The following is an 18,802-nucleotide window of genomic DNA, read 5'->3' as shown; positions in this document are numbered from 1 at the left end:
TTACAGCTCCTGTTGAAGCGATTGACGCGCTGCGCCGGTACGGGGCGCGGGTTGCGAATGGGTTGCGGACGACGAAGCATGCGCGGCCGCCGGGCCGGCAAACGCGGGCACATCGTCGTCGCGCAGTGCGGCGTTCATATGGCGCTCCGCGAGCAGCTTGAGGCCGAGCGTCACGAGCGCGAGCAGCGCCAGCAGCGAAGCCACGGCGAATGCGGCCGCAAAGTTGTATTCGTTGTAGAGAATCTCGACGTGCAGCGGCATGGTGTCGGTCTGGCCGCGGATGTGGCCCGAGACCACCGAAACCGCGCCGAATTCGCCCATCGCACGCGCGTTACACAGAATCACGCCGTACAGCAGACCCCAGCGGATATTCGGCAGCGTCACGCGGCGGAACATCTGCCAGCCCGAAGCGCCGAGCACGTGCGCGGCTTCTTCCTCGTCGTTGCCTTGCGCCTGCATCAGCGGAATCAGTTCGCGCGCGACAAACGGGAACGTCACGAAGATCGTCGCCAGCACGATGCCGGGCACCGCGAAAATGATCTGCACGTTATGGTCGGCGAGCCACGGTCCGAACCAGCCCTGCGCGCCGAACATCAGCACATAGATCAGGCCGGAAATCACCGGCGAGACCGAAAACGGCAAGTCGATCAGCGTGGTCAGCAGCGCCTTGCCGCGGAAGTCGAACTTGGCGATGGCCCACGAAGCAGCCAGGCCGAACGCGCAGTTCAGCGGCACCGCGATCCCCGCCGTGATCAGCGTGAGCTTGATGGCGGCGAGCGCATCGGGATCGGCGAGCGATTCGAAATAGAAGCCGATGCCCTTCGAGAGCGCCTGCCAGAACACCGCCACGAGCGGCACCACGAGGAACAGCGCGAGAAACACCAGCGCGATCGTGGTCAGCAGCCAGCGCACCCACGGCGCTTCGGTGACCGGGTCCGGTCGGCCAGCCTGCGGTTTGCGAACCGTCGAACTCATTGCACACCTCCCGTTGCCGCCTGGGCGCTTACCGGCGCCGCGCTGGCCGCGCCACGACTCGTGCGCCGCTGCAGATACCACTGCAAGGTGTTGATAAAGAGCAGCATGAGGAAGGACACGCACAGCATCACCACGGCCAGCGCGGTGGCGCCCGCGTAGTCGTATTGCTCGAGCTTGGTGATGATGAGCAGCGAGGTGATTTCCGACTTCATCGGCACATTGCCGGCGATAAAGATGACCGAGCCGTATTCGCCCAGCGCGCGCGCGAACGCGAGCGCGAAACCCGTGAGCAGCGCCGGCAGCGCGGCGGGCAGCACGACGCGGCGAAACGTCAGCCAGCGCGACGCGCCCAGGCACGCCGCGGCCTCTTCCTGCTCGCGCTCGAACTCTTCGAGCACGGGCTGCACGGTACGCACGACAAACGGCAGGCCGATAAAGGTCAGCGCCACCAGCACGCCCAGCGGCGTAAACGCCACCTTGAGCCCGAGCGGCTCCAGATATTGGCCGATCCAGCCATTGCCCGCGTAGACGGCCGCGAGCGAAATGCCTGCCACGGAAGTGGGCAGCGCGAACGGCAGATCGACGAGCGCGTCGATGACGCGCTTGAACGGGAACGTGTAGCGCACCAGCACCCACGCCAGCAGGAAGCCGAACACGGCATTGATGAGCGCCCCGCCGAGCGCGGAGAAGAACGTGAGGCGGTACGACGCGATCACGCGCGGCGACCACACGGCGCGCACGAACTGCGCCCAGTCGAGCGTCGCGGTCTTGAGGAAGGTCGCCGCGAGCGGGATCAGCACCACGAGGCTCAGATACGCCACCGTAATGCCGAGCGTCACGCCGAACCCGGGCAAGGCGCCAGGCTTCTGTAATCGGAACGTCGTCATGCTCTATCTCTTCACATGGGTTGCGCGGCGTCTTCTGCAACTTCAAGGCGTGCAGGCCGCTGCGCCGAAAGGCGCGCCTCGTTGGGCGCGCCTTGTTTTATGGTGCTTTTATGTTTGCTGCTTGCGGCTCGTATTGCAACTCTTACTGCGGCTGATAAATCGAGTCGAACACGCCGCCATCGGCAAAGTGCGTCTTCTGCGCGTTGGTCCAGCCGCCGAAGGTGTCATCCACCGTGTAGAGTTTGAGCTTCGGGAACTTCGCCGTGAGCGCCGCCGGCACCTTGTCCGAACGCGGACGGTAGAAGTTCTTCGCGGCGATCTCCTGGCCTTCCTCGCTATAGAGGAATTGCAGATACGCCTCGGCCTGCTTGCGCGTGCCTTTCTTGTCGACGACCTTGTCGACCACGGCCACCGGCGGCTCGGCCAGAATGCTCACCGACGGCACCACGATCTCGAACTTCTCCGGCCCGAACTCCTTGAGCGACAGGAAGGCCTCGTTTTCCCAGGCAATCAGCACGTCGCCGATCCCGCGCTGCACGAAGCTGGTGGTCGCGCCACGCGCGCCCGAATCGAGCACGCCGGCGTTCTTGTAGAGCTTCGTGACGAATTCCTTGGCCTTCTGGTCGTTGCCGCCCGGCTGGTGTTCCGCATACGCCCAGGCCGCAAGGTAGTTCCAGCGCGCGCCGCCCGAGGTCTTCGGATTCGGCGTGACGATCGACACACCCGGTTTGGTCAAATCGTCCCAGTCCTTGATGTGCTTGGGATTGCCCTTGCGCACAAGAAACACGATGGTCGAGGTGTACGGCGAGGCGTTATCGGGCAGACGCTTTTGCCAGTCCTTCGCGACGATGCCCTTGTTGGCCAGTGCGTCGATGTCCCAGGCCAGCGCCAGCGTCACCACATCGGCCTGCAGGCCGTCGAGCACCGAGCGCGCCTGCGCGCCCGAACCGCCGTGCGACTGCTTGATCGTGAGCGTTTCGCCGGTCTTGGCCTTCCACTGCTTGATGAAGGCTTCGTTGACCTCCTGGTACAGCTCGCGCGTCGGATCGTAGGAGACGTTGAGCAGGGAGGTATCCGCGTGCGCAGCCGGCGCCATCGCGACCATGCCCAGCAGCGGCGCCGCGCCGATAACCAGTTTTGCCGCCAGTGTCGTGAACCAGCCGCGCCCCGTAGTGCCTTGTTTCATCCCGCTTTCTCCGTGTTGTCGTGTGCCGTGTGGTGCTGCGCGCCACCGCGTTCTTGTCTGTGCGGCGATCGATGAAGGCCAGTCTAGCGATTGGCTTACATTATTAAAAATGATGTTTTTTCATTTTTTAATACGCAAAAGTGGTAAGCGCGGATAAATCGGCTGTCGGAGCACGTTTTCGTCCGTCAGACCATCGCAAAACGCCGTTGTAGCGCCACCCAAACGACAAACCTCAAGTAACACTTGAAAAGCGGCGAGTACTGTATAAAAATACAGCTACCTGTTCAAACATACAGTGTCGACATGACCAAACTCACCGCACGACAGCAGCAGGTTTTCGATCTGGTCCGCCGCGCGATCGAGCGCACCGGCTTTCCGCCCACGCGCGCCGAGATCGCTGCCGAACTCGGCTTCAGCTCGGCCAACTCCGCTGAGGAGCACCTTCGCGCGCTGGCGCGCAAGGGCGTGATCGAACTGGCTGCGGGCGCCTCGCGCGGCATCCGCCTGATGCCGGGGCCCGACGACCTGCCGCATCAATTCACGCTGCCGCACGCAAGCATCATGCAGCTCACGCTGCCGCTGGTTGGCCGCGTGGCCGCGGGTAGCCCGATCCTCGCGCAGGAACATATTTCGCAGAACTATGCGTGCGACCCGGCGCTCTTCTCGAGCCGCCCCGACTACCTGCTGAAGGTGCGCGGCCTGTCGATGCGCGACGCGGGCATCCTCGACGGCGACCTGCTCGCCGTGCAGAAGAAAGCCGAAGCGAAGGACGGCCAGATCATCGTCGCGCGTCTGGGCGACGACGTGACCGTGAAACGTCTGAAGCGTCAGCCCAACGGTATCGAGCTGATCGCCGAAAACCCCGACTACGACAACATCTTCGTCGCCGCCGGCAGCGCTGAATTCGCGCTCGAAGGCATCGCCGTCGGTCTGATCCGTCCCACCGAATTCTGATAATTCCGACCGCGCCTTGTCAGCGCCTGGTCCGCGCATCTTCTGGAGAGAGAGTCATGGAACGCCTTGCCCGCCTGTTGCCCTTCCGTCAATTCGGCCGTCTGCGCCATCTGCGCGGGATCGCGTCGTGTGCATTGCGCGACGCGCGCGCCTCGGCGGCAGCGCTCAATGGCTCGCTCTTCGAGAACACCGCTGAAGAGACGTACACGCCGGAACTGCCGCCCCTGCCGTCGGCACAACCTGCGTTCGCGCGCGTGTCGCTCAACAGCACGCTGAATACGGAACAGCCGGATCGCCGCGCGCCGGTGCGCGTCTATCACGGTCCGTCGCGCCTCATCATGGTCGGTACGATGGATGCGGTGTGCCGCGCGCTCGACCGTTGCATCGCCGAACAAACCGGCGACATGCCGGTGGCACTGGCGAAGTAACAAGCTGTTTCATGGGAAATTTTCTGGCGCGCGGGCGGTCAACACCCTGATTGAACTTTTGCCCCGTTCGCGCGGGGCCGCCCTGCCCGATGACCCATCCGACTGTCTCCACGCCTTCAGGCGCGTCCTCGAACTGGAAGAAACCCGTTGCGATTGCAGTCGCGGCGGTGGCCGTTGTCGCGGCGCTCGGCTATGGCTATGCGTCGCCGTACATCGCGCTCAACCACCTCAAGCAGGCGGCGGATGCGCGCGACGCCGTCGCGTTGAACGAATACGTCGATTACCCGGCGTTGCGCGTGAGTCTCAAGCAGCAGGTGGGCGAGATGCTGCAGGAGCGCATTCACGCGCAGCACAGTAGCAATCCGCTGTTGATGCTGGGCGCGGTGATCGGCTCGGCGTTGATCGGGCCGCTGGTGGATGCGTACGCGACGCCTGAAGGTGTGGCGGCGCTGCTCAATGGCATGCCGCCCACGGGCAAGCCCGGCGATCGCCCGGCACCGCCGCCGCCCGGGACGCAGGCTTCATCGGCACCGGCTGAAACAGCGCCGCCGGCGCAGCAACCCGCGCCCGCCAATACGGATACGTCGCAAGCGCCACCGCGTGCGCAAACCTCGGCGGGTTATCGCAGCCTCAATGAATTCGCCGTGACATGGCAGCGCAGCGCGAGCGGCGAGCACTATGCCGCCATCCTTCAGCGGCACGGGCTTTTCTCGTGGAAGCTTGCTGCGGTGGAATTGAACAACGCGAATGCCGGCAACGGCGCGGCCAATTAATCGAACGCCATTGAACCGCTACGCGCCCAGCCATTGCGACTGGGCGCATGTGAGTGCCTGTCACTGACAGAACACGGCGCGCCGTTACGCGGCCGCCTGCTGCTGCTTCTCTTCGGCTGCCGAAGAACACGCCACCAGAATGCTGCACGACACGCGATCGAGCAGCGGCGTAGTGCCCGCGCCCATCCACCAGCGCGACAGCCCCGTGCGGCAGCGATGCCCCACCACCACCAGATCCGCCTGGATTTCATTGGCCAGATTGGCAATTTCGTCGATCGGATGACCGAACGCGAAATGCCCCTGCGCGCGCACGCCGCGCTCGGTGAGCCAATCGACGCCTTCCTGCAGGATCTCGCGCGCCGTTTCCTCGAAGCGCCCGCACGCCACATCGGTCAGCAAACCGGCGCTTTGCGCGATGGTCGAACGCATATCCACCACCGAAAGCAGGTGCGTTTCCGCCTGCAGATCCAACGCCAGATCGGCGCCGCAGCGCAGCGCCTTGCGGCCCTCGCGCGAGCCGTCGTAACAGAGCAGAATCTTTTTGTAGCTCGCCATGATCGCTTCTCCCCACCCGCTCGAAGCGCAGGTTGTAACTGCATGATGGTGCGCCGCAATTCAGCGCGCAAGGGTTGGAAAACGCCAGGTAAGCGGACGACATGCATGCACCGTTCTGGCGCCTCGAAAGCCTTACGGCACGGGCTTTGCGCTGAATCTGGATGCTTGCCGTGACAGCCATTGCCGCAGCATCGGAATCGCGTTTGTGGCGCGGGCGCGCGCCACCTCGCGCGCGGCGATGCACTAGAATAGGCCGCCTTGCGACGTGCGACGCGTGCACCCCATGCACGCCCTGCGCACGATCGAAGGGACGCTTCAGGCGAACCCAAACCGACGATAAAACCGGAAAACGGTACGACATGCCCGCCATCGAATTCGAGCAGGTAATCAAACACTATGGAGACCGGACGGTCGTGAACGGCCTCTCGTTCAACGTCGTCCCCGGCGAATGTTTCGGACTGCTCGGCCCTAACGGCGCGGGCAAGACCACGACGCTGCGCATGCTGCTCGGCATTGTTTCGCCCGATGCGGGACGCATCAGCCTGTGCGGCGAGCCGGTGCCCGCGCGTGCGCGTCACGCGCGGGCACGCGTCGGCGTCGTGCCGCAGTTCGACAATCTCGATCCCGATTTCACCGTGCGCGAAAATCTGCTCGTGTTCGGCCGGTATTTCGGGCTTTCGGCAAGCGAGGCGAAGGCGCTTGTCGCGCCGCTGCTCGAATTCGCGCGCCTCGAAAGCAAGGCCGATGCGCGCGTGAGCGAGTTGTCCGGCGGCATGCGCCGGCGTCTCACGCTCGCCCGCGCGCTCGTCAACGACCCCGATGTGCTGGTGATGGACGAACCCACCACCGGGCTCGATCCACAAGCGCGCCACCTGATCTGGGAGCGGCTGCGCTCGCTGCTCGCGCGCGGCAAGACGATTCTGCTCACCACGCACTTCATGGAAGAAGCCGAGCGGCTGTGCAACCGCGTCTGCGTGATCGAGGAAGGCCGCAAGATCGCCGAGGGCGCACCGAAAGCGCTGATCGAATCGGAGATCGGCTGCGATGTGATCGAGGTCTATGGACCGGACCCGGCCGCGCTGCGCGACACGCTCGCGCCCTTCGCCAAGCGCACGGAAATCAGCGGCGAGACGCTGTTCTGCTATGTCGACGATCCCGCGCCCGTGCATGCGCAATTGCGCCCGCGCTCGGACCTGCGTTATCTGCATCGGCCTGCGAATCTGGAAGATGTTTTCCTGCGGCTGACGGGCCGCGAGATGCAGGACTAAGCCGCGGCATTCAGCCCCCAACGCACGCAGCGAAACCACCCAGCAGAACAGCCGATCACGCCATGCAGACACGCACTCAACCTCCGCCGCCCACGCGCCCCACCCGCCCCGCCCACCCGCCGCTGCGCGAGCCGCGCGCGGCCCTGCCCTCGAACGCGACGCACTGGATCGCCGTGTGGCGGCGCAACTATCTGGTCTGGCGCAAGCTCGCCATCGCGTCGATGTTCGGCAATCTCGCCGATCCGATGATCTATCTGTTCGGTCTGGGTTTCGGCCTCGGCCTGATGGTCGGGCATGTGGACGGCGTCTCGTACATCGCGTTTCTGGCGGCGGGCACGGTGTCGTCTTCGGTGATGATGTCGGCGAGCTTCGAGTCGATGTATTCGGGCTTTTCGCGCATGCACGTGCAGCGCACGTGGGAGGCGATCATGCACACGCCGCTCTCGCTCGGCGACGTGGTGCTCGGGGAAGTGATGTGGGCCGCCAGCAAGTCGATGCTCTCGGGCGCGGCCATCATGATCGTGGCGGGCGGGCTCGGCTATGCGAGCTTTCCGTCGATGCTGCTGGCGCTGCCCGTGATCGCGCTCGCGGGCCTCGCCTTCGCGAGCTGCGCGATGATCGTCACCGCGCTCGCGCCGTCCTACGACTTCTTCATGTTCTATCAGACGCTCGTGCTCACGCCGATGCTGCTGCTCTCGGGCGTATTTTTCCCGATCACGCAATTGCCGCCCGCCGCGCAGCACATCACGCTGATGCTGCCGCTCGCGCACGCCGTCGATCTGATCCGGCCGGCCATGCTCGGACGGCCTGTCGAGCACGCCGCGCTGCATCTGGGCGTGCTCGCGTTCTACATCATCGTGCCGTTCAGCATCGCGTCGATCCTGTTCCGGCGCCGCATGATGCGCTGAGGTCAGTCTTCGTCGTCGCCCCAGGGAATATCGACGTCCGAAATAAACGCGACCGTGGCGAACGGACCGCCTTCCTGACGGCCAATCTTGCCGTCCGAGCGATGCCACTCGACGCGGAACACCGTCGCCTGGGTCTGCGCGTGCAGACGCACGGTGCGGATTTCTTCCGGGTCGGCTTCCTCGACGGGTTCGTCCAGCGAGATCAGCAGTTGCTGCGGCCAGAGGCCGTCGGCGGGATCGTAAATACGGTCGCCGTCGGGGATCGAGACGTGCGCCTGCACGCCGATGGTCGCCGAAGCCTCGACGATCATCTTGCCGAGCGCGCGCAGCACCGCCGTCGCGCGAGCGGAATTGGCCTGGCGGATCGCGAGGTCGCCGCGCGTGAGCGCCTGTTCGAGTTTCGGATTGGTTTTTTGCTGTGCCATACCGTTTCCTGGGCCTGAGCCCTCATCTATGCGGACGGCCTGGCGGCCATCCGCGGTCTTAAGCTTGATCGTTAAAACGTCGTCGTTAGCGCCGCGCGATCGCTATCGATTCATCGTAGCACCGCGGCCACTGGCCCGACGCGCATTCAGGCCGCTACGCCGAACCCCAGCCCCACGGCCGCCAGCCCGGACACGATGCCGAACAGCACGACCACCACCGCCACGAGCGTCAGCACGCGCGGACGGAACGAGCCTGCCAGCATCGCCAGCGACGGCACGCTCACGGGCGGCAGCGTCAGCAGCAGCGCGCCCGCCGGGCCAACGCCCATGCCGAGCGCCAGCATCGCCTGAATGATCGGCACTTCGCCGGCGGTCGGAATCACGAACAGCATGCCCGCCACCGCAAACGCGACGATCCAGCCGATGCTGCTGGTGACGTCCGGGCCGATGTGCGGGAACAGCCACGCGCGCGCCGCGCCCAGCAGCAGCACGAGCACGATGTACTCCGGCACGAGGCGCACGGCCATGCGCGCAAAAATCCGCGCCCAGCGCGCGAACACATTGCCGCCTTCGGCCTGCTGGCGCGCGAGCAGCGCGAGACGGTCGTCGGCGGCGCGCGCTTCCTGCGGCGTCACGAGACGGTTGGCCAGCCAGCCGAGACCAAACACCAGCAGCACGCCGAGCACCAGACGCAGCGCGCTCCATTGCCAGCCCAGCACGAAACCCATGAACACGAGCGTCGCGGGATTGAGCACGGAATTGCCGAGCCAGAACGCGATCGCGCCGCCCGCCGACGCATTGCGCGCACGCAGGCCCGCCACCACGGGCGCCGCGCAGCAGGTGCACATCATGCCCGGCACCGACAGCAGACCGCCCGCCGCCACGCTGCCGAAACCGCGCCGCCCAAGCACGCGCGCGACCCACTGCACCGGCAACAGCGCCTGCACGCCGGAGCCGAGCAGCAAGCCCAGCACCATCGCTTGCCAGATCGCCTTACCGTACGCAAGGGCGTAATCGAGCGCGGCACCCAGCGACGGCGCGGGCGCGCTGGCCGAAGCGCCCATCAGGATCGATTTGCCGATCGAATGGGTCGATTCGGCGGTGAAAGCGCGGTGGTAATAAGGGAACCACTTCACGTAAAACAGGCCGGCCACGGCCAGCAACAGAAAAATGGCCCAGCCATAGCCGGGCACGGCCGCGCCGGATTGAGGCGACTGTGGCGATTGCGCGTTCGGTGCGCTCGTCATCGTGGGGTACTCCGCAAAGGGCGATAGGTCTAAGGATTGATTGCAAACGAGCCGCGCGGAACGTTTTCGGCGCAGGACGCGCGAATGGCCCGATCGGGGAAATCCACGGCCGCGCGGGTGTTGGCAGGATCGTAGTGCATGCCTTGCGAATCGCCAACGACTTTGGCGTGACACGCGTGGCCGCAACAGCGGCCGATACAGCAGGGAAGAACCGATTCGGGCCGCCCGGCGACAGCAAACCGCCGGGCGGCGAAGGCACGCGTTACGGTGCCGGATTAGGCTGCTGTTCGTGCAGCGCATCGATGCGCGCGAGCACGTCGGCCGACAGTTTCACATCGACATTGGCGATGTTTTCCTTCAGTTGCGCCATGCTCGTCGCGCCGATCAGGTTGCTCGTCACGAACGGACGGCTGTTCACGAACGCCAGCGCAAACTGCGCGGGCGTGTAACCGAGTTCCTTCGCGAGCGCCACGTAGCTCGACGTCGCGGCCACCGCCTGCGGCTTGCTGTAACGCTGGAAGCGCTCGAACTTCGTGATGCGCGCACCTTCGGGCCGCGCCCCGCCCTCGTACTTGCCCGAGAGCCAGCCGAACGCCATCGGCGAATAAGCCAGCAGGCCGAGCTTGTCGCGATGCGAATACTCGGAAAGCCCGAATTCGAACGTGCGGTTCACGAGGCTATACGGATTCTGGATGCTGACGATGCGCGGCAAGCCCAGCTTTTCGGCCGCGCGCAGGAATTGCGCAACGCCCCAGGGCGTTTCATTCGACACGCCGATGTGGCGCACCTTGCCCGCCTTGACGAACTCGGCGAGCACCGCAAGCGTTTCCTCGATCGGCACCGTGTAGGCGTCGTCGACCCACGGATACATCGGGCGGCCGAAAGTCATCGTGCTGCGGTCGGGCCAGTGCAGCTGATACAGATCGACGTAATCGGTCTGCAGGCGCTTGAGGCTGCCGTCGAGCGCTTCGGTCAGATTCTTGCGATCGAACTGGTTGCCTTCACCGCGGATATGACGCGGATTGTGCGGCTGGCGCGCCGGACCGGCGATCTTGGTCGCCAACACGATGCGCTCGCGCGCGGCCCGATGTTGCGCGAGCCAGGTGCCGATAAAGCGCTCGGTCTGACCTTGCGTTTCGGGGCGCGGCGGCACGGGATACATCTCCGCGGCGTCGATCAGCGTGACGCCTTGATCGAGCGCGTAGTCGATCTGTTCGTGTGCGTCGCGCTCGGTATTCTGTTCGCCCCACGTCATCGTGCCGAGGCCGATCAGGCTTACCTTGACGTCCGTATCGCCGAGTGTGCGGTATTCCATCGAAGCGTTTTCCATCATTGGTTGGGGAGAACGCAGAAGCTATCACGGCGCACGATTTTTTTCAGGAGACGCCGAATAACGGCAAAGCCGGGCTCGACCCGGCTTTGTGCGTTGCATTGAGGCGATGCTTGCGCCCGGCTTACGGCCCGACGCGTTCCACGGCCCAGTTCGAGTTATGCACGAGGTAATACTGGCCACCGACGCCTACCCAGTGATAACCGCGCGGCGGCGGCTTGAGGTGATATTGACGCCAGTCGTCGATCACGTACTGACGGTCGCGATATTCAGGCGCGACGCGATCGCCCTTGTGCCACTGCGGCGGCGGCATATCGGCCGGAGGATGTTCCGGCGGCGGCCCGCCGCGATACTCGTTCGGCCCGCCATGCGGCGGCGGTTGCTGCGCGATAGCCGCGGCCGACACGAAAACAGCCGGCAGCGCCAGTGCGGCGAGAAGCACAACGCGTTTCATCATCGTTCACCTCCTGTTGGGCCAGCGACGGCCTGGCGTGGCGGGCGAACGCCACTCAGAGAACGGCGCGCGCCCATCGCAACTGCTGCAGATCATGGTAGTACAGCGCGCGCGAGGGCCGGCGCGAACGCGTCCGCGCAAAGAGCGGCGGCGCGGGCGCGGGACGTGCCATCATCGGCGGAGGATCACGCGACGCGGAGGAGCGGCATGCAACACGAGCGCAGCTACGAATATATGGGCTACACCATGACCGCCGGCGTGGATGGCGAACACGACACCGGTTTTACGATCACGACCCAGCGCATCCATAGCCTCACCGACGACACCCACGCGGATGTGCCCATCGACGGTATCGCCGATGAACGCTTTCCCACCCAGGACAACGCCTTCGACGCTGCCTTCGACCGCATCCGCGACGCCATCGACCAGCGCGTGCGCGCGGCGTCGTAGCGGATTGCTTGAAGTATCGGCGCAGAAATGCAGAACGCCGGGGTCTGAAAGACTCCCGGCGTTCCAGCCGCCCCTGCAGGCGCGGCGCTTCGGCTAATCGCGCTTAGTTGCCGAAGAACACTTGCTGCGCGCGCGGCGTTTGTGCGTTGTGCGCGCCCGACTGGGTCGATGCACCTGCAACGCCACCGTACGACGAATCGACGCCTTGCTGCTGGGCGCGTTCGGCGGCCACGGTCTGGGCGCTCTGGCCTTGCTGCGAAGCCGGTGCGCCAACGTTCGGACGGTAGAACGGTGCCGGGCCGTAGCCGCTGGCGAATGCCGGAGCGGCGATGGAAGCGGAAGCTGCGACGAGCAGTGCGGCGATCAGTTTGGTCTTCATGGTGGACTCCAATATCCGGTTCAACTTGCGGGGAAAGGCGCCACACATGGGAGTCGGAGAGAGCCCACGAGCCGCGTCAATGAGGCTCAGTGTATACACCTACTATCGGAAAATAATCTCGATAATCCGAATTGTTTATTCCGACTTTGGAAACAATCCGGAGTCGCAATCCTGGCTTGGCTGAGCGACGAACAGACCCTAAAAAGGCGTCTCAAAAAAATTTTCGCGCCGCAACATTGGACAGGCGGATTACATAACGCCGGAAGGGTCTTTCGGCCTGGAAGAACCGGTGGAACCGCTTTCTGTCTGGGTTTGCAAACATCTCAAGCGTGTCGATCGGAGGATGGCGCAGCGCAAAATCGCGGCCGGCGCGAGAGCAAAAATACGTTAAAATACAAGGTTGTTCCTCGTCTGCCGCGCGTTGATTGCGCACGTATTTACCATGTCTTCAAACCGTATCGCCAGCCCCCGCCGCGTTTCCGTTGCGCCCATGATGGACTGGACGGATCGCCACTGCCGCTCGCTGCACCGCTTCATCTCGCAGCACACCTGGCTGTATACAGAGATGGTGACGACGGGCGCCCTGCTCCACGGCGACGTGCCGCGTCATCTGGCGTTCACGCCCGACGAAGCGCCGGTCGCCCTGCAACTGGGCGGCAGCGAACCCGACGACCTCGCCCGTTGCGCCAAGCTCGGCGAACAATGGGGCTACGACGAGATCAACCTGAATTGCGGCTGCCCGTCCGAGCGCGTGCAGCGCGGTGCGTTCGGCGCCTGCCTGATGAACGAGCCGAAGCTCGTGGCCGATTGCGTGAAGGCGATGCGCGACGCGACGTCGGTGCCGGTGACGGTCAAGCACCGCATCGGCGTGGATGCGGTCGAGGAATACGCTTTTGTGCGCGATTTCGTCGGCACGATTGCGGATGCCGGTTGCGAAGTGTTCATCGTCCACGCGCGCAACGCGATCCTGAAGGGCCTAAGCCCGAAAGAGAACCGCGAAATCCCGCCGCTCAAGTATGACTACGCGTACCAGCTCAAGCGCGATTTCCCGCAGCTCGAAATCATCATCAATGGCGGCATCAAGACGCTCGACGAAGTCGAAACGCATCTGGAACATGTCGATGGCGTGATGCTCGGGCGCGAGGCCTATCACAACCCCTACGTGCTGGCCGATGTCGACGCGCGCTTCTATGGCGCGACCGGGCCGGCGCTCACGCGCGATGAAGTGGAAGCGAAGCTGATCGAGTATTGCGCGGGCGAGATCGAGCGCGGTACGTTCCTCGGCTCGATCACGCGTCACGCGCTCGGACTCTATCGCGGCGAAGCCGGCGCGCGTGGCTGGCGTCGTGTGCTGTCGGATAGCCGTGAGCTTGCCAAGGGCGATCTCGCCATCTTCGAAACGGCGCGTGCGCACCTGCGCGCCCCGCTCGAAGCCGCCGCCGAACTTTCTTCATAATTTTTTGAATAAAGGGCTAGGCAAGATCGATATGGCATGTATATAATCTTGCTTCTTGATTGACGCCGCTAACAAAGCAGCGACAAACAAGAAAACAGTAAGACAGTGGTGGCTGTAGCTCAGTTGGTAGAGTCCAGGATTGTGATTCCTGTCGTCGTGGGTTCGAGTCCCATCAGCCACCCCAAAAGATTCAAGCGAAAGCCCAGTCCTCGTGACTGGGCTTTTTGCTTTGTGCGCCTGAAAATCGCTTACGACGATGCAGGTGTATGCGCAGTCGCTAGAGCGACACGACCTGCCTCAAGCTGGCATCGCGAGCAATCATTCGCAATGCCAATCAATCTACTCTTCACCTGCCCCACTGGCAGTTGACCTCGGCGCAACCGCATCCTCCACCGCCGCCATCTGCTGTGCCGGGAAAGGCGTCAAGAACGATCGCGCCTCATCCATTGATCGGCTGCCAAGCCAATCTTCCCGCACACTTTGCGCGAGGATCACCACCGACCGCTTCTCGTCACCGGGTTTGTGAAAGCGCGACATCAGCGCATGCTCCGCCGCATTGACCGTGAGCATGGTGAATGAGAACGCGGGGCCGTCGGGTTCATCCCACTCGCGCCACAACCCCGCGATCGCCAGCGGCTCGCCGGACGTCAACCCAATCCTCCAGCGCACCGCTTTGCCGGTTTCATAACACGGCTCGTAAAACGCCTCGCAAGGCACGAGACACAATTGCTGACGCTTCCACGCGCCGCTGAAACTGCGCTTCTCGCCGACCGTCTCGGCACGCGCATTCATCGTGTCGAATACACGCACGCCGGGTGGAATATGTTTGCGCGGCACCATGCCGAAGGTCGCGAGATCGGCGCGTGGCGCGCCATCGACATGCCGGATGATCGGCGCCGCATAGTCTTTATAGATTTCGTCGCGCCAGGGCGAATCGGGCGGTTCGATGCCAAAGTGCCGGAAAAGACGGTCGCGTCGCGCGGCGGCATAGTTAGTGCACATGGCGGCTCCAGTCGGAATGCCTCCATCTTAGGCGCCGTTCAAGGCACGCGCTCGTTCGAAGCAAACAACGAAGCATCCATCCGAAGTAAGAAATCGAAATATCACCGTGTATACAGCGATAGTCCGATTTGTTACCTTTGAACCTGATCGAAGGCACGGGGTCATCTCTCCAACATCGGCTGGCCCCGTCTTCCCCTGAGCCGCGCTCCCCCCAGAGTGCGGCATTTTTTTATCCGCAATCAGGGCACGGCGCCCTGCTCGATCCATGCGCGCGCAGCCGCGAAACCGGCTTCGGCGGCCGCATGTTCGGTCGACCAGAGACGGTCGATGTGGACCAGTTCCCAATCCTTGAGCACGACACCCGCGCGCGTGACGCGAAAATGCGCTTTCACGCCCGTGAGCACCTGCTCGACCGCGACTTCGATGTCGTAGTCCTTGTAGCGCTCCTCGTAGTCGCCCATGTCGAGGCCTTTCGGCTCCATGATCGTCCCTCCGTGGTGGCTTGACCGCATGCCGGTTCATCGTAGCACTTTGGCGTCGGCCGCCAGCGAGGGACGCACGCGTTCACGGGCTGATCTGCGCGCTCACAGGCGCGCGATCGACACCTCCGTCGATTTCACCAGCGCGACAACTTCCGAGCCGACCTTCAGGTCGAGTTCGTCGACCGAACGCGTGGTGATCACCGACGTCACCACGCCGAACGGCGTATCGACATCGACTTCCGAGACGACGGACCCGCGGATGATCTCCTTGATCTTGCCGCGAAACTGGTTACGCACGTTGATGGCGGAAATGCTCATTGATTCGGCTCCAAAGTTTTCAGGTTTCAATGTTTGAAAAGCAGGTTTGCCCAGCGGATGTGGCGAAAAGCTGGCGATACGCGGGATTCAAAGTGCCCAGCGCACGTCGGTGGGACGCAGGCCATAGGCGTTGTGCGGATGCGGCACGTGCGCGGGCGGCGGCGTCGCGCTGCCCAGCACGCGTTGCAGCACGCGCTCTTCCAGCGCCGCGAAACGCGCATCGGCGCGCGCACGCGGACGCTCGAGCGGCACGGTCTGGTCGAGCGCAATGCGGCCCTCCTCCACCAGCAAAATGCGATCGCCCAGCGCGACGGCTTCGTGCACGTCATGCGTCACCAGCAAGGCCGTGAAGCGATGCTCGCGCCACAGACGCTCGATCAGCGCGTGCATTTCGATGCGCGTGAGCGCGTCGAGCGCGCCCAGCGGTTCGTCGAGCAGCAGCAGGCTCGGACGATGCACCAGCGCACGCGCCAGCGCCACGCGCTGACGCTGGCCGCCCGACAGACGCGCCGGCCATTCGTCGGCGCGCGCGAGCAGTCCCACTTCGTCGAGCACGGCGCGCGCATCGTCACGGGCACCGCGGCCGAGGCCCAGCATCACGTTCTGCAGCACCGTCTTCCACGGCAGCAGGCGCGCGTCCTGAAACATGATGCGGGTGTCGAGCACCGCGCCCGCTTCGCCGCGTCGCGTGAGTTCGCCTGCATCGGGCTGCTCGAGCCCCGCCACCAGACGCAGCAGCGTGGACTTGCCGCAACCGCTACGCCCCACGATCGCCACGAAGCTGCCGCGCTCGATCGAGAGATTGAAATCGTCGAGCACCACGCGCTCGCCATAATGCTTGCCGACACCGCGCAATTCGATCGCAGGGTCCTGCGCACGCGCTTCGCCGCGCAGGCTCACGTTCCGGTCGACGTTCGCCACGTTGTCGCCGCGCGACTGGTCGGCTTCGCGCTCGCGGCCCGCCACGCCGCCAAAAGCCGCTGCCAATGTGCTTGCGTTCATGCGTCGCTTCCTTGTTGATACGCGGGGTGCCAGCGCAGCGCCACGCGCTCGAGCCATTTGGCGAGCACGTCGGCGAGTTTGCCGAGCGCGGCATAGAGCAGGATGCCGACCACCACCACGTCGGTCTGCAGGAATTCGCGTGCGTTCATCGTCATATAGCCGATGCCCGATTGCGCCGAGATCGTCTCCGCCACGATCAGCGTGACCCACATCAGGCCGAGCGCGAAACGCACGCCCACGAGAATCGACGGCAGCGCGCCGGGCAGGACCACTTCGCGATAGAGCGCAAAACCCTTGAGGCCATAGCTGCGCGCCATCTCGACCAGATTGGCGTCCACCGACCGGATGCCATGAAAGGTATTCACGTAGACCGGGAAGAACACGCCCAGCGCAACGAGAAACACCTTCGCTTCTTCTTCGATACCGAACCAGAGGATCACGAGCGGAATCATCGCGAGCGCCGGAATATTGCGGATCATCTGGATGGTGGAATCGAGCGCGGTTTCGACGGGCTTGAATAGACCCGTGGCGAGACCGAGCGCAAGACCGATACCGCCGCCGATCGCAAAGCCCGAGATCGCACGCCACGTGCTCACGCGCACGTCCTGCCACATCTCGCCCGACTGGATCAGCGACCACGCAGCCTTCACAACCGCGAGCGGTTCGGGCAGCACGCGCGTGGACAGCGCGCCGCTACGCGCCGCCAGTTCCCACGCGGCGAGGATCGCGAGCGGCACGAGCCACGGCGCGAGGCGCTTGAATGCCGCACGCGCGAGCGCGGCAAACGGCCGTGCGCCGCGCGACGCGTAACGCACGCCTGCGCCGCCGGCAGCGACAGTGGATTGAGTCATCGGTTGGTCCTCTTCTTGCAAACTTGCTGCATACGGGCGATGTGCCATGCACACCGCCCGCGTGATTGCGTATCAGCTCTGGCTCGCTTTCGGCAGATAGTGATTGCCGACCACTTCGCCAAACGGCCCCGACAGCGGACCGCCCGCCGTCTTCGCCTGGCGGCCCGGCAGCAGCGGGAACACCAGCTCGGCGAAACGGTAGGATTCCTCAAGATGCGGATAACCCGAGAGAATGAAGGTCTCGATACCCAGCGACGCGTATTCCTGCATGAGCGCCGCGACCTGCTGCGGATTGCCCACCAGCGCCGTGCCCGCCCCGCCGCGCACGAGGCCCACGCCCGCCCACAGATTCGGATAGACCTCCAGATCCTTGCGCGAACCGCGCTTGCCGCCGTGCAGCGCAGCCATGCGGCGCTGGCCTTCCGAATCCATCTTGTTGAACGCGGCCTGGGCACGCGCGATGGTGTCGTCGTCGAGACGGCTGATCAGGCGATCGGCGGCGGCCCACGCTTCTTCCTCGTTCTCGCGCACGATCACATGCAGACGGATGCCGAAGCGGATCTTGCGGCCACGCTGTTCGGCGCGTGCGCGGATATCGGCGATCTTCTTCGCGACCGCTGCGGGCGGCTCGCCCCACGTCAGATACGTATCGATATGCTCGCCGGCAATCTCGTGCGCCGCCGGCGACGAACCGCCGAACCACAGCGGCGGATGCGGATGCTGCACCGGCGGATACAGCGCCTTGCCGCCCTTCGACTGCAGATGCTTGCCGTCGAAATCGATGGCCTCGTTGGTATGCGAGGCTTCCAGCAGCTGGCGCCAGATATGCAGGAATTCGTCGGTGATTTCGTAGCGCGTATCGTGATCGACGAATACGCCATCGCCTTCGAGTTCGGCGGTATCGCCACCCGTCACCACGTTGATCAGCAAGCGGCCGTTCGACAGACGGTCGAAGGTGGCGGCCATGCGCGCAGCGAGACCCGGCGACGACAGACCCGGACGGATCGCGACCAGAAACTTCAGTCGCCTGGTGGCGGCAATCAGGCTCGACGCCACGACCCATGCGTCCTCGCACGAACGGCCCGTCGGCAGCAGGACGCCTTCGTAACCGAGCGTGTCGGCCGCCACGGCCACCTGCTGGAAGTACGCGAGATCAGCGGCGCGTGCGCCTTCGGTGGTGCCCAGGTAGCGGCTGTCGCCGTGGGTCGGGATGAACCAGAACACATTCATGCGTGACTCCTGCTTTTGTTCAAAACGTAAAAATGAAAGCTGAAAACGGCATAAGCGGCGCGACGCACTCGTAAAGCGTCAGGACGAGTCGATCCGCGAACGCCTGGCGAACCAGAGCGGCCGGAAAAATCGTTGACGGAATCGGTGACTGACGCGGGAGGCAAAGCACGACACCGCTTGCATGGGGAACCAGTCTAGGGATCGCCCTAAGCCTTTTGAACGATTTTTTTTAGCTTAGGTTT

Annotated in this window: 22 protein-coding genes and 1 tRNA gene; 8 read left to right on the top strand and 15 right to left on the bottom strand. The window is 64.2% G+C overall.

Annotation, left to right across the window (positions count from 1 at the left end; translation table 11 throughout):
* From cysW to U5A67_RS21620, 3 genes are all read right to left on the bottom strand, one after another.
* Entirely contained in the window at nt 1-975 is a 975-nt protein-coding gene (gene cysW, locus U5A67_RS21630) for a sulfate ABC transporter permease subunit CysW (protein WP_321815809.1), read from the bottom strand.
* Nucleotides 972-1,862 (bottom strand): sulfate ABC transporter permease subunit CysT, encoded by an 891-nt coding sequence (cysT, locus tag U5A67_RS21625; protein ID WP_321815808.1) that lies wholly within the window; start codon nt 1,860-1,862, stop codon nt 972-974. The genes cysW and cysT overlap by 4 nt, the downstream gene beginning before the upstream one ends.
* Nucleotides 1,863-2,004: 142 nt before the next feature.
* A complete protein-coding gene (locus tag U5A67_RS21620; RefSeq protein ID WP_205983915.1) occupies nt 2,005-3,048 on the bottom strand; it encodes a sulfate ABC transporter substrate-binding protein in 1,044 nt (347 codons plus the stop codon).
* Between the two features lie 303 nt (nt 3,049-3,351).
* Here U5A67_RS21620 and lexA point away from each other — a divergent pair, with 303 nt between their 5' ends.
* From lexA to U5A67_RS21605, 3 genes are all read left to right on the top strand, one after another.
* The gene (gene lexA, locus U5A67_RS21615; RefSeq protein ID WP_205983914.1) at nt 3,352-4,002 is read left to right on the top strand and encodes a transcriptional repressor LexA; all 651 of its coding nucleotides are present in this window, start codon (nt 3,352-3,354) and stop codon (nt 4,000-4,002) included.
* A gap of 56 nt (nt 4,003-4,058) precedes the next feature.
* Entirely contained in the window at nt 4,059-4,430 is a 372-nt protein-coding gene (locus U5A67_RS21610; protein WP_205983913.1) for a hypothetical protein, read from the top strand.
* 89 nt (nt 4,431-4,519) lie between these two features.
* Nucleotides 4,520-5,203 (top strand): DUF2939 domain-containing protein, encoded by a 684-nt coding sequence (locus U5A67_RS21605; protein ID WP_321815807.1) that lies wholly within the window; start codon nt 4,520-4,522, stop codon nt 5,201-5,203.
* A gap of 84 nt (nt 5,204-5,287) precedes the next feature.
* On the opposite strand, the gene U5A67_RS21600 is transcribed toward U5A67_RS21605, so the two are convergent.
* Entirely contained in the window at nt 5,288-5,758 is a 471-nt protein-coding gene (locus U5A67_RS21600; RefSeq protein WP_205983911.1) for a universal stress protein, read from the bottom strand.
* Nucleotides 5,759-6,117: 359 nt separating this feature from the next.
* On the opposite strand from U5A67_RS21600, the gene nodI reads away from it, so the two are divergent.
* Both nodI and U5A67_RS21590 read left to right on the top strand, forming a co-directional pair.
* Entirely contained in the window at nt 6,118-7,026 is a 909-nt protein-coding gene (gene nodI, locus U5A67_RS21595; RefSeq protein ID WP_205983910.1) for a nodulation factor ABC transporter ATP-binding protein NodI, read from the top strand.
* A gap of 62 nt (nt 7,027-7,088) precedes the next feature.
* On the top strand, nt 7,089-7,934 hold the full coding sequence (locus U5A67_RS21590; protein WP_205983909.1) for an ABC transporter permease: 846 nt from the start codon (nt 7,089-7,091) through the stop codon (nt 7,932-7,934).
* A gap of 2 nt (nt 7,935-7,936) precedes the next feature.
* Here U5A67_RS21590 and U5A67_RS21585 read toward each other — a convergent pair whose 3' ends face one another.
* The 4 genes from U5A67_RS21585 to U5A67_RS21570 all read right to left on the bottom strand — a co-directional run bounded on the left by U5A67_RS21585 (nt 7,937) and on the right by U5A67_RS21570 (nt 11,390).
* Nucleotides 7,937-8,359, bottom strand: coding sequence for a hypothetical protein (locus U5A67_RS21585; RefSeq protein WP_205983908.1), 423 nt, complete (start codon nt 8,357-8,359; stop codon nt 7,937-7,939).
* A gap of 146 nt (nt 8,360-8,505) precedes the next feature.
* The gene (locus tag U5A67_RS21580) at nt 8,506-9,606 is read right to left on the bottom strand and encodes a permease (protein WP_205983907.1); all 1,101 of its coding nucleotides are present in this window, start codon (nt 9,604-9,606) and stop codon (nt 8,506-8,508) included.
* Nucleotides 9,607-9,868: 262 nt separating this feature from the next.
* Nucleotides 9,869-10,921 (bottom strand): NADP(H)-dependent aldo-keto reductase, encoded by a 1,053-nt coding sequence (locus tag U5A67_RS21575; protein ID WP_321815806.1) that lies wholly within the window; start codon nt 10,919-10,921, stop codon nt 9,869-9,871.
* A 139-nt stretch (nt 10,922-11,060) separates the two neighbouring features.
* Entirely contained in the window at nt 11,061-11,390 is a 330-nt protein-coding gene (locus U5A67_RS21570) for an RcnB family protein (RefSeq protein ID WP_415767899.1), read from the bottom strand.
* 207 nt (nt 11,391-11,597) lie between these two features.
* Between U5A67_RS21570 and U5A67_RS21565 the strand changes: the two genes are divergently transcribed.
* Nucleotides 11,598-11,840: a hypothetical protein gene (locus U5A67_RS21565; protein WP_205983904.1), complete on the top strand. Its 243-nt coding sequence runs from the start codon at nt 11,598-11,600 to the stop codon at nt 11,838-11,840.
* A 103-nt stretch (nt 11,841-11,943) separates the two neighbouring features.
* On the opposite strand, the gene U5A67_RS21560 is transcribed toward U5A67_RS21565, so the two are convergent.
* Nucleotides 11,944-12,219: a hypothetical protein gene (locus U5A67_RS21560; protein ID WP_205983903.1), complete on the bottom strand. Its 276-nt coding sequence runs from the start codon at nt 12,217-12,219 to the stop codon at nt 11,944-11,946.
* A 442-nt stretch (nt 12,220-12,661) separates the two neighbouring features.
* Here U5A67_RS21560 and dusA point away from each other — a divergent pair, with 442 nt between their 5' ends.
* On the top strand, nt 12,662-13,675 hold the full coding sequence (gene dusA, locus U5A67_RS21555) for a tRNA dihydrouridine(20/20a) synthase DusA (RefSeq protein WP_205983902.1): 1,014 nt from the start codon (nt 12,662-12,664) through the stop codon (nt 13,673-13,675).
* 108 nt (nt 13,676-13,783) lie between these two features.
* Nucleotides 13,784-13,859: transfer RNA gene (locus U5A67_RS21550), tRNA-His, on the top strand.
* A gap of 155 nt (nt 13,860-14,014) precedes the next feature.
* On the opposite strand, the gene U5A67_RS21545 is transcribed toward U5A67_RS21550, so the two are convergent.
* The 6 genes from U5A67_RS21545 to ssuD all read right to left on the bottom strand — a co-directional run bounded on the left by U5A67_RS21545 (nt 14,015) and on the right by ssuD (nt 18,560).
* Nucleotides 14,015-14,677 carry an SOS response-associated peptidase gene (locus U5A67_RS21545; protein ID WP_321815804.1) on the bottom strand — a complete coding sequence of 221 codons (663 nt, stop codon included), beginning with the start codon at nt 14,675-14,677 and terminating at the stop codon, nt 14,015-14,017.
* A gap of 239 nt (nt 14,678-14,916) precedes the next feature.
* Nucleotides 14,917-15,159: a hypothetical protein gene (locus tag U5A67_RS21540; protein WP_205983895.1), complete on the bottom strand. Its 243-nt coding sequence runs from the start codon at nt 15,157-15,159 to the stop codon at nt 14,917-14,919.
* Between the two features lie 102 nt (nt 15,160-15,261).
* A complete protein-coding gene (locus tag U5A67_RS21535) occupies nt 15,262-15,477 on the bottom strand; it encodes a TOBE domain-containing protein (protein ID WP_205983894.1) in 216 nt (71 codons plus the stop codon).
* 87 nt (nt 15,478-15,564) lie between these two features.
* A complete protein-coding gene (locus tag U5A67_RS21530) occupies nt 15,565-16,479 on the bottom strand; it encodes an ATP-binding cassette domain-containing protein (protein ID WP_321815803.1) in 915 nt (304 codons plus the stop codon).
* Nucleotides 16,476-17,330 carry an aliphatic sulfonate ABC transporter permease SsuC gene (gene ssuC, locus U5A67_RS21525; protein WP_205983892.1) on the bottom strand — a complete coding sequence of 285 codons (855 nt, stop codon included), beginning with the start codon at nt 17,328-17,330 and terminating at the stop codon, nt 16,476-16,478. The genes U5A67_RS21530 and ssuC overlap by 4 nt, the downstream gene beginning before the upstream one ends.
* A gap of 72 nt (nt 17,331-17,402) precedes the next feature.
* On the bottom strand, nt 17,403-18,560 hold the full coding sequence (ssuD, locus tag U5A67_RS21520) for an FMNH2-dependent alkanesulfonate monooxygenase (RefSeq protein WP_321815802.1): 1,158 nt from the start codon (nt 18,558-18,560) through the stop codon (nt 17,403-17,405).
* Nucleotides 18,561-18,802: the final 242 nt, after the last annotated feature.

It is taken from the genome of Paraburkholderia sp. J69-1 (genome assembly GCF_905220255.1).
GTDB lineage: Bacteria > Pseudomonadota > Gammaproteobacteria > Burkholderiales > Burkholderiaceae > Paraburkholderia.
Note: the sequence above shows the minus strand (reverse complement) of the source record. Positions and strands in the feature narration are given on the sequence as shown.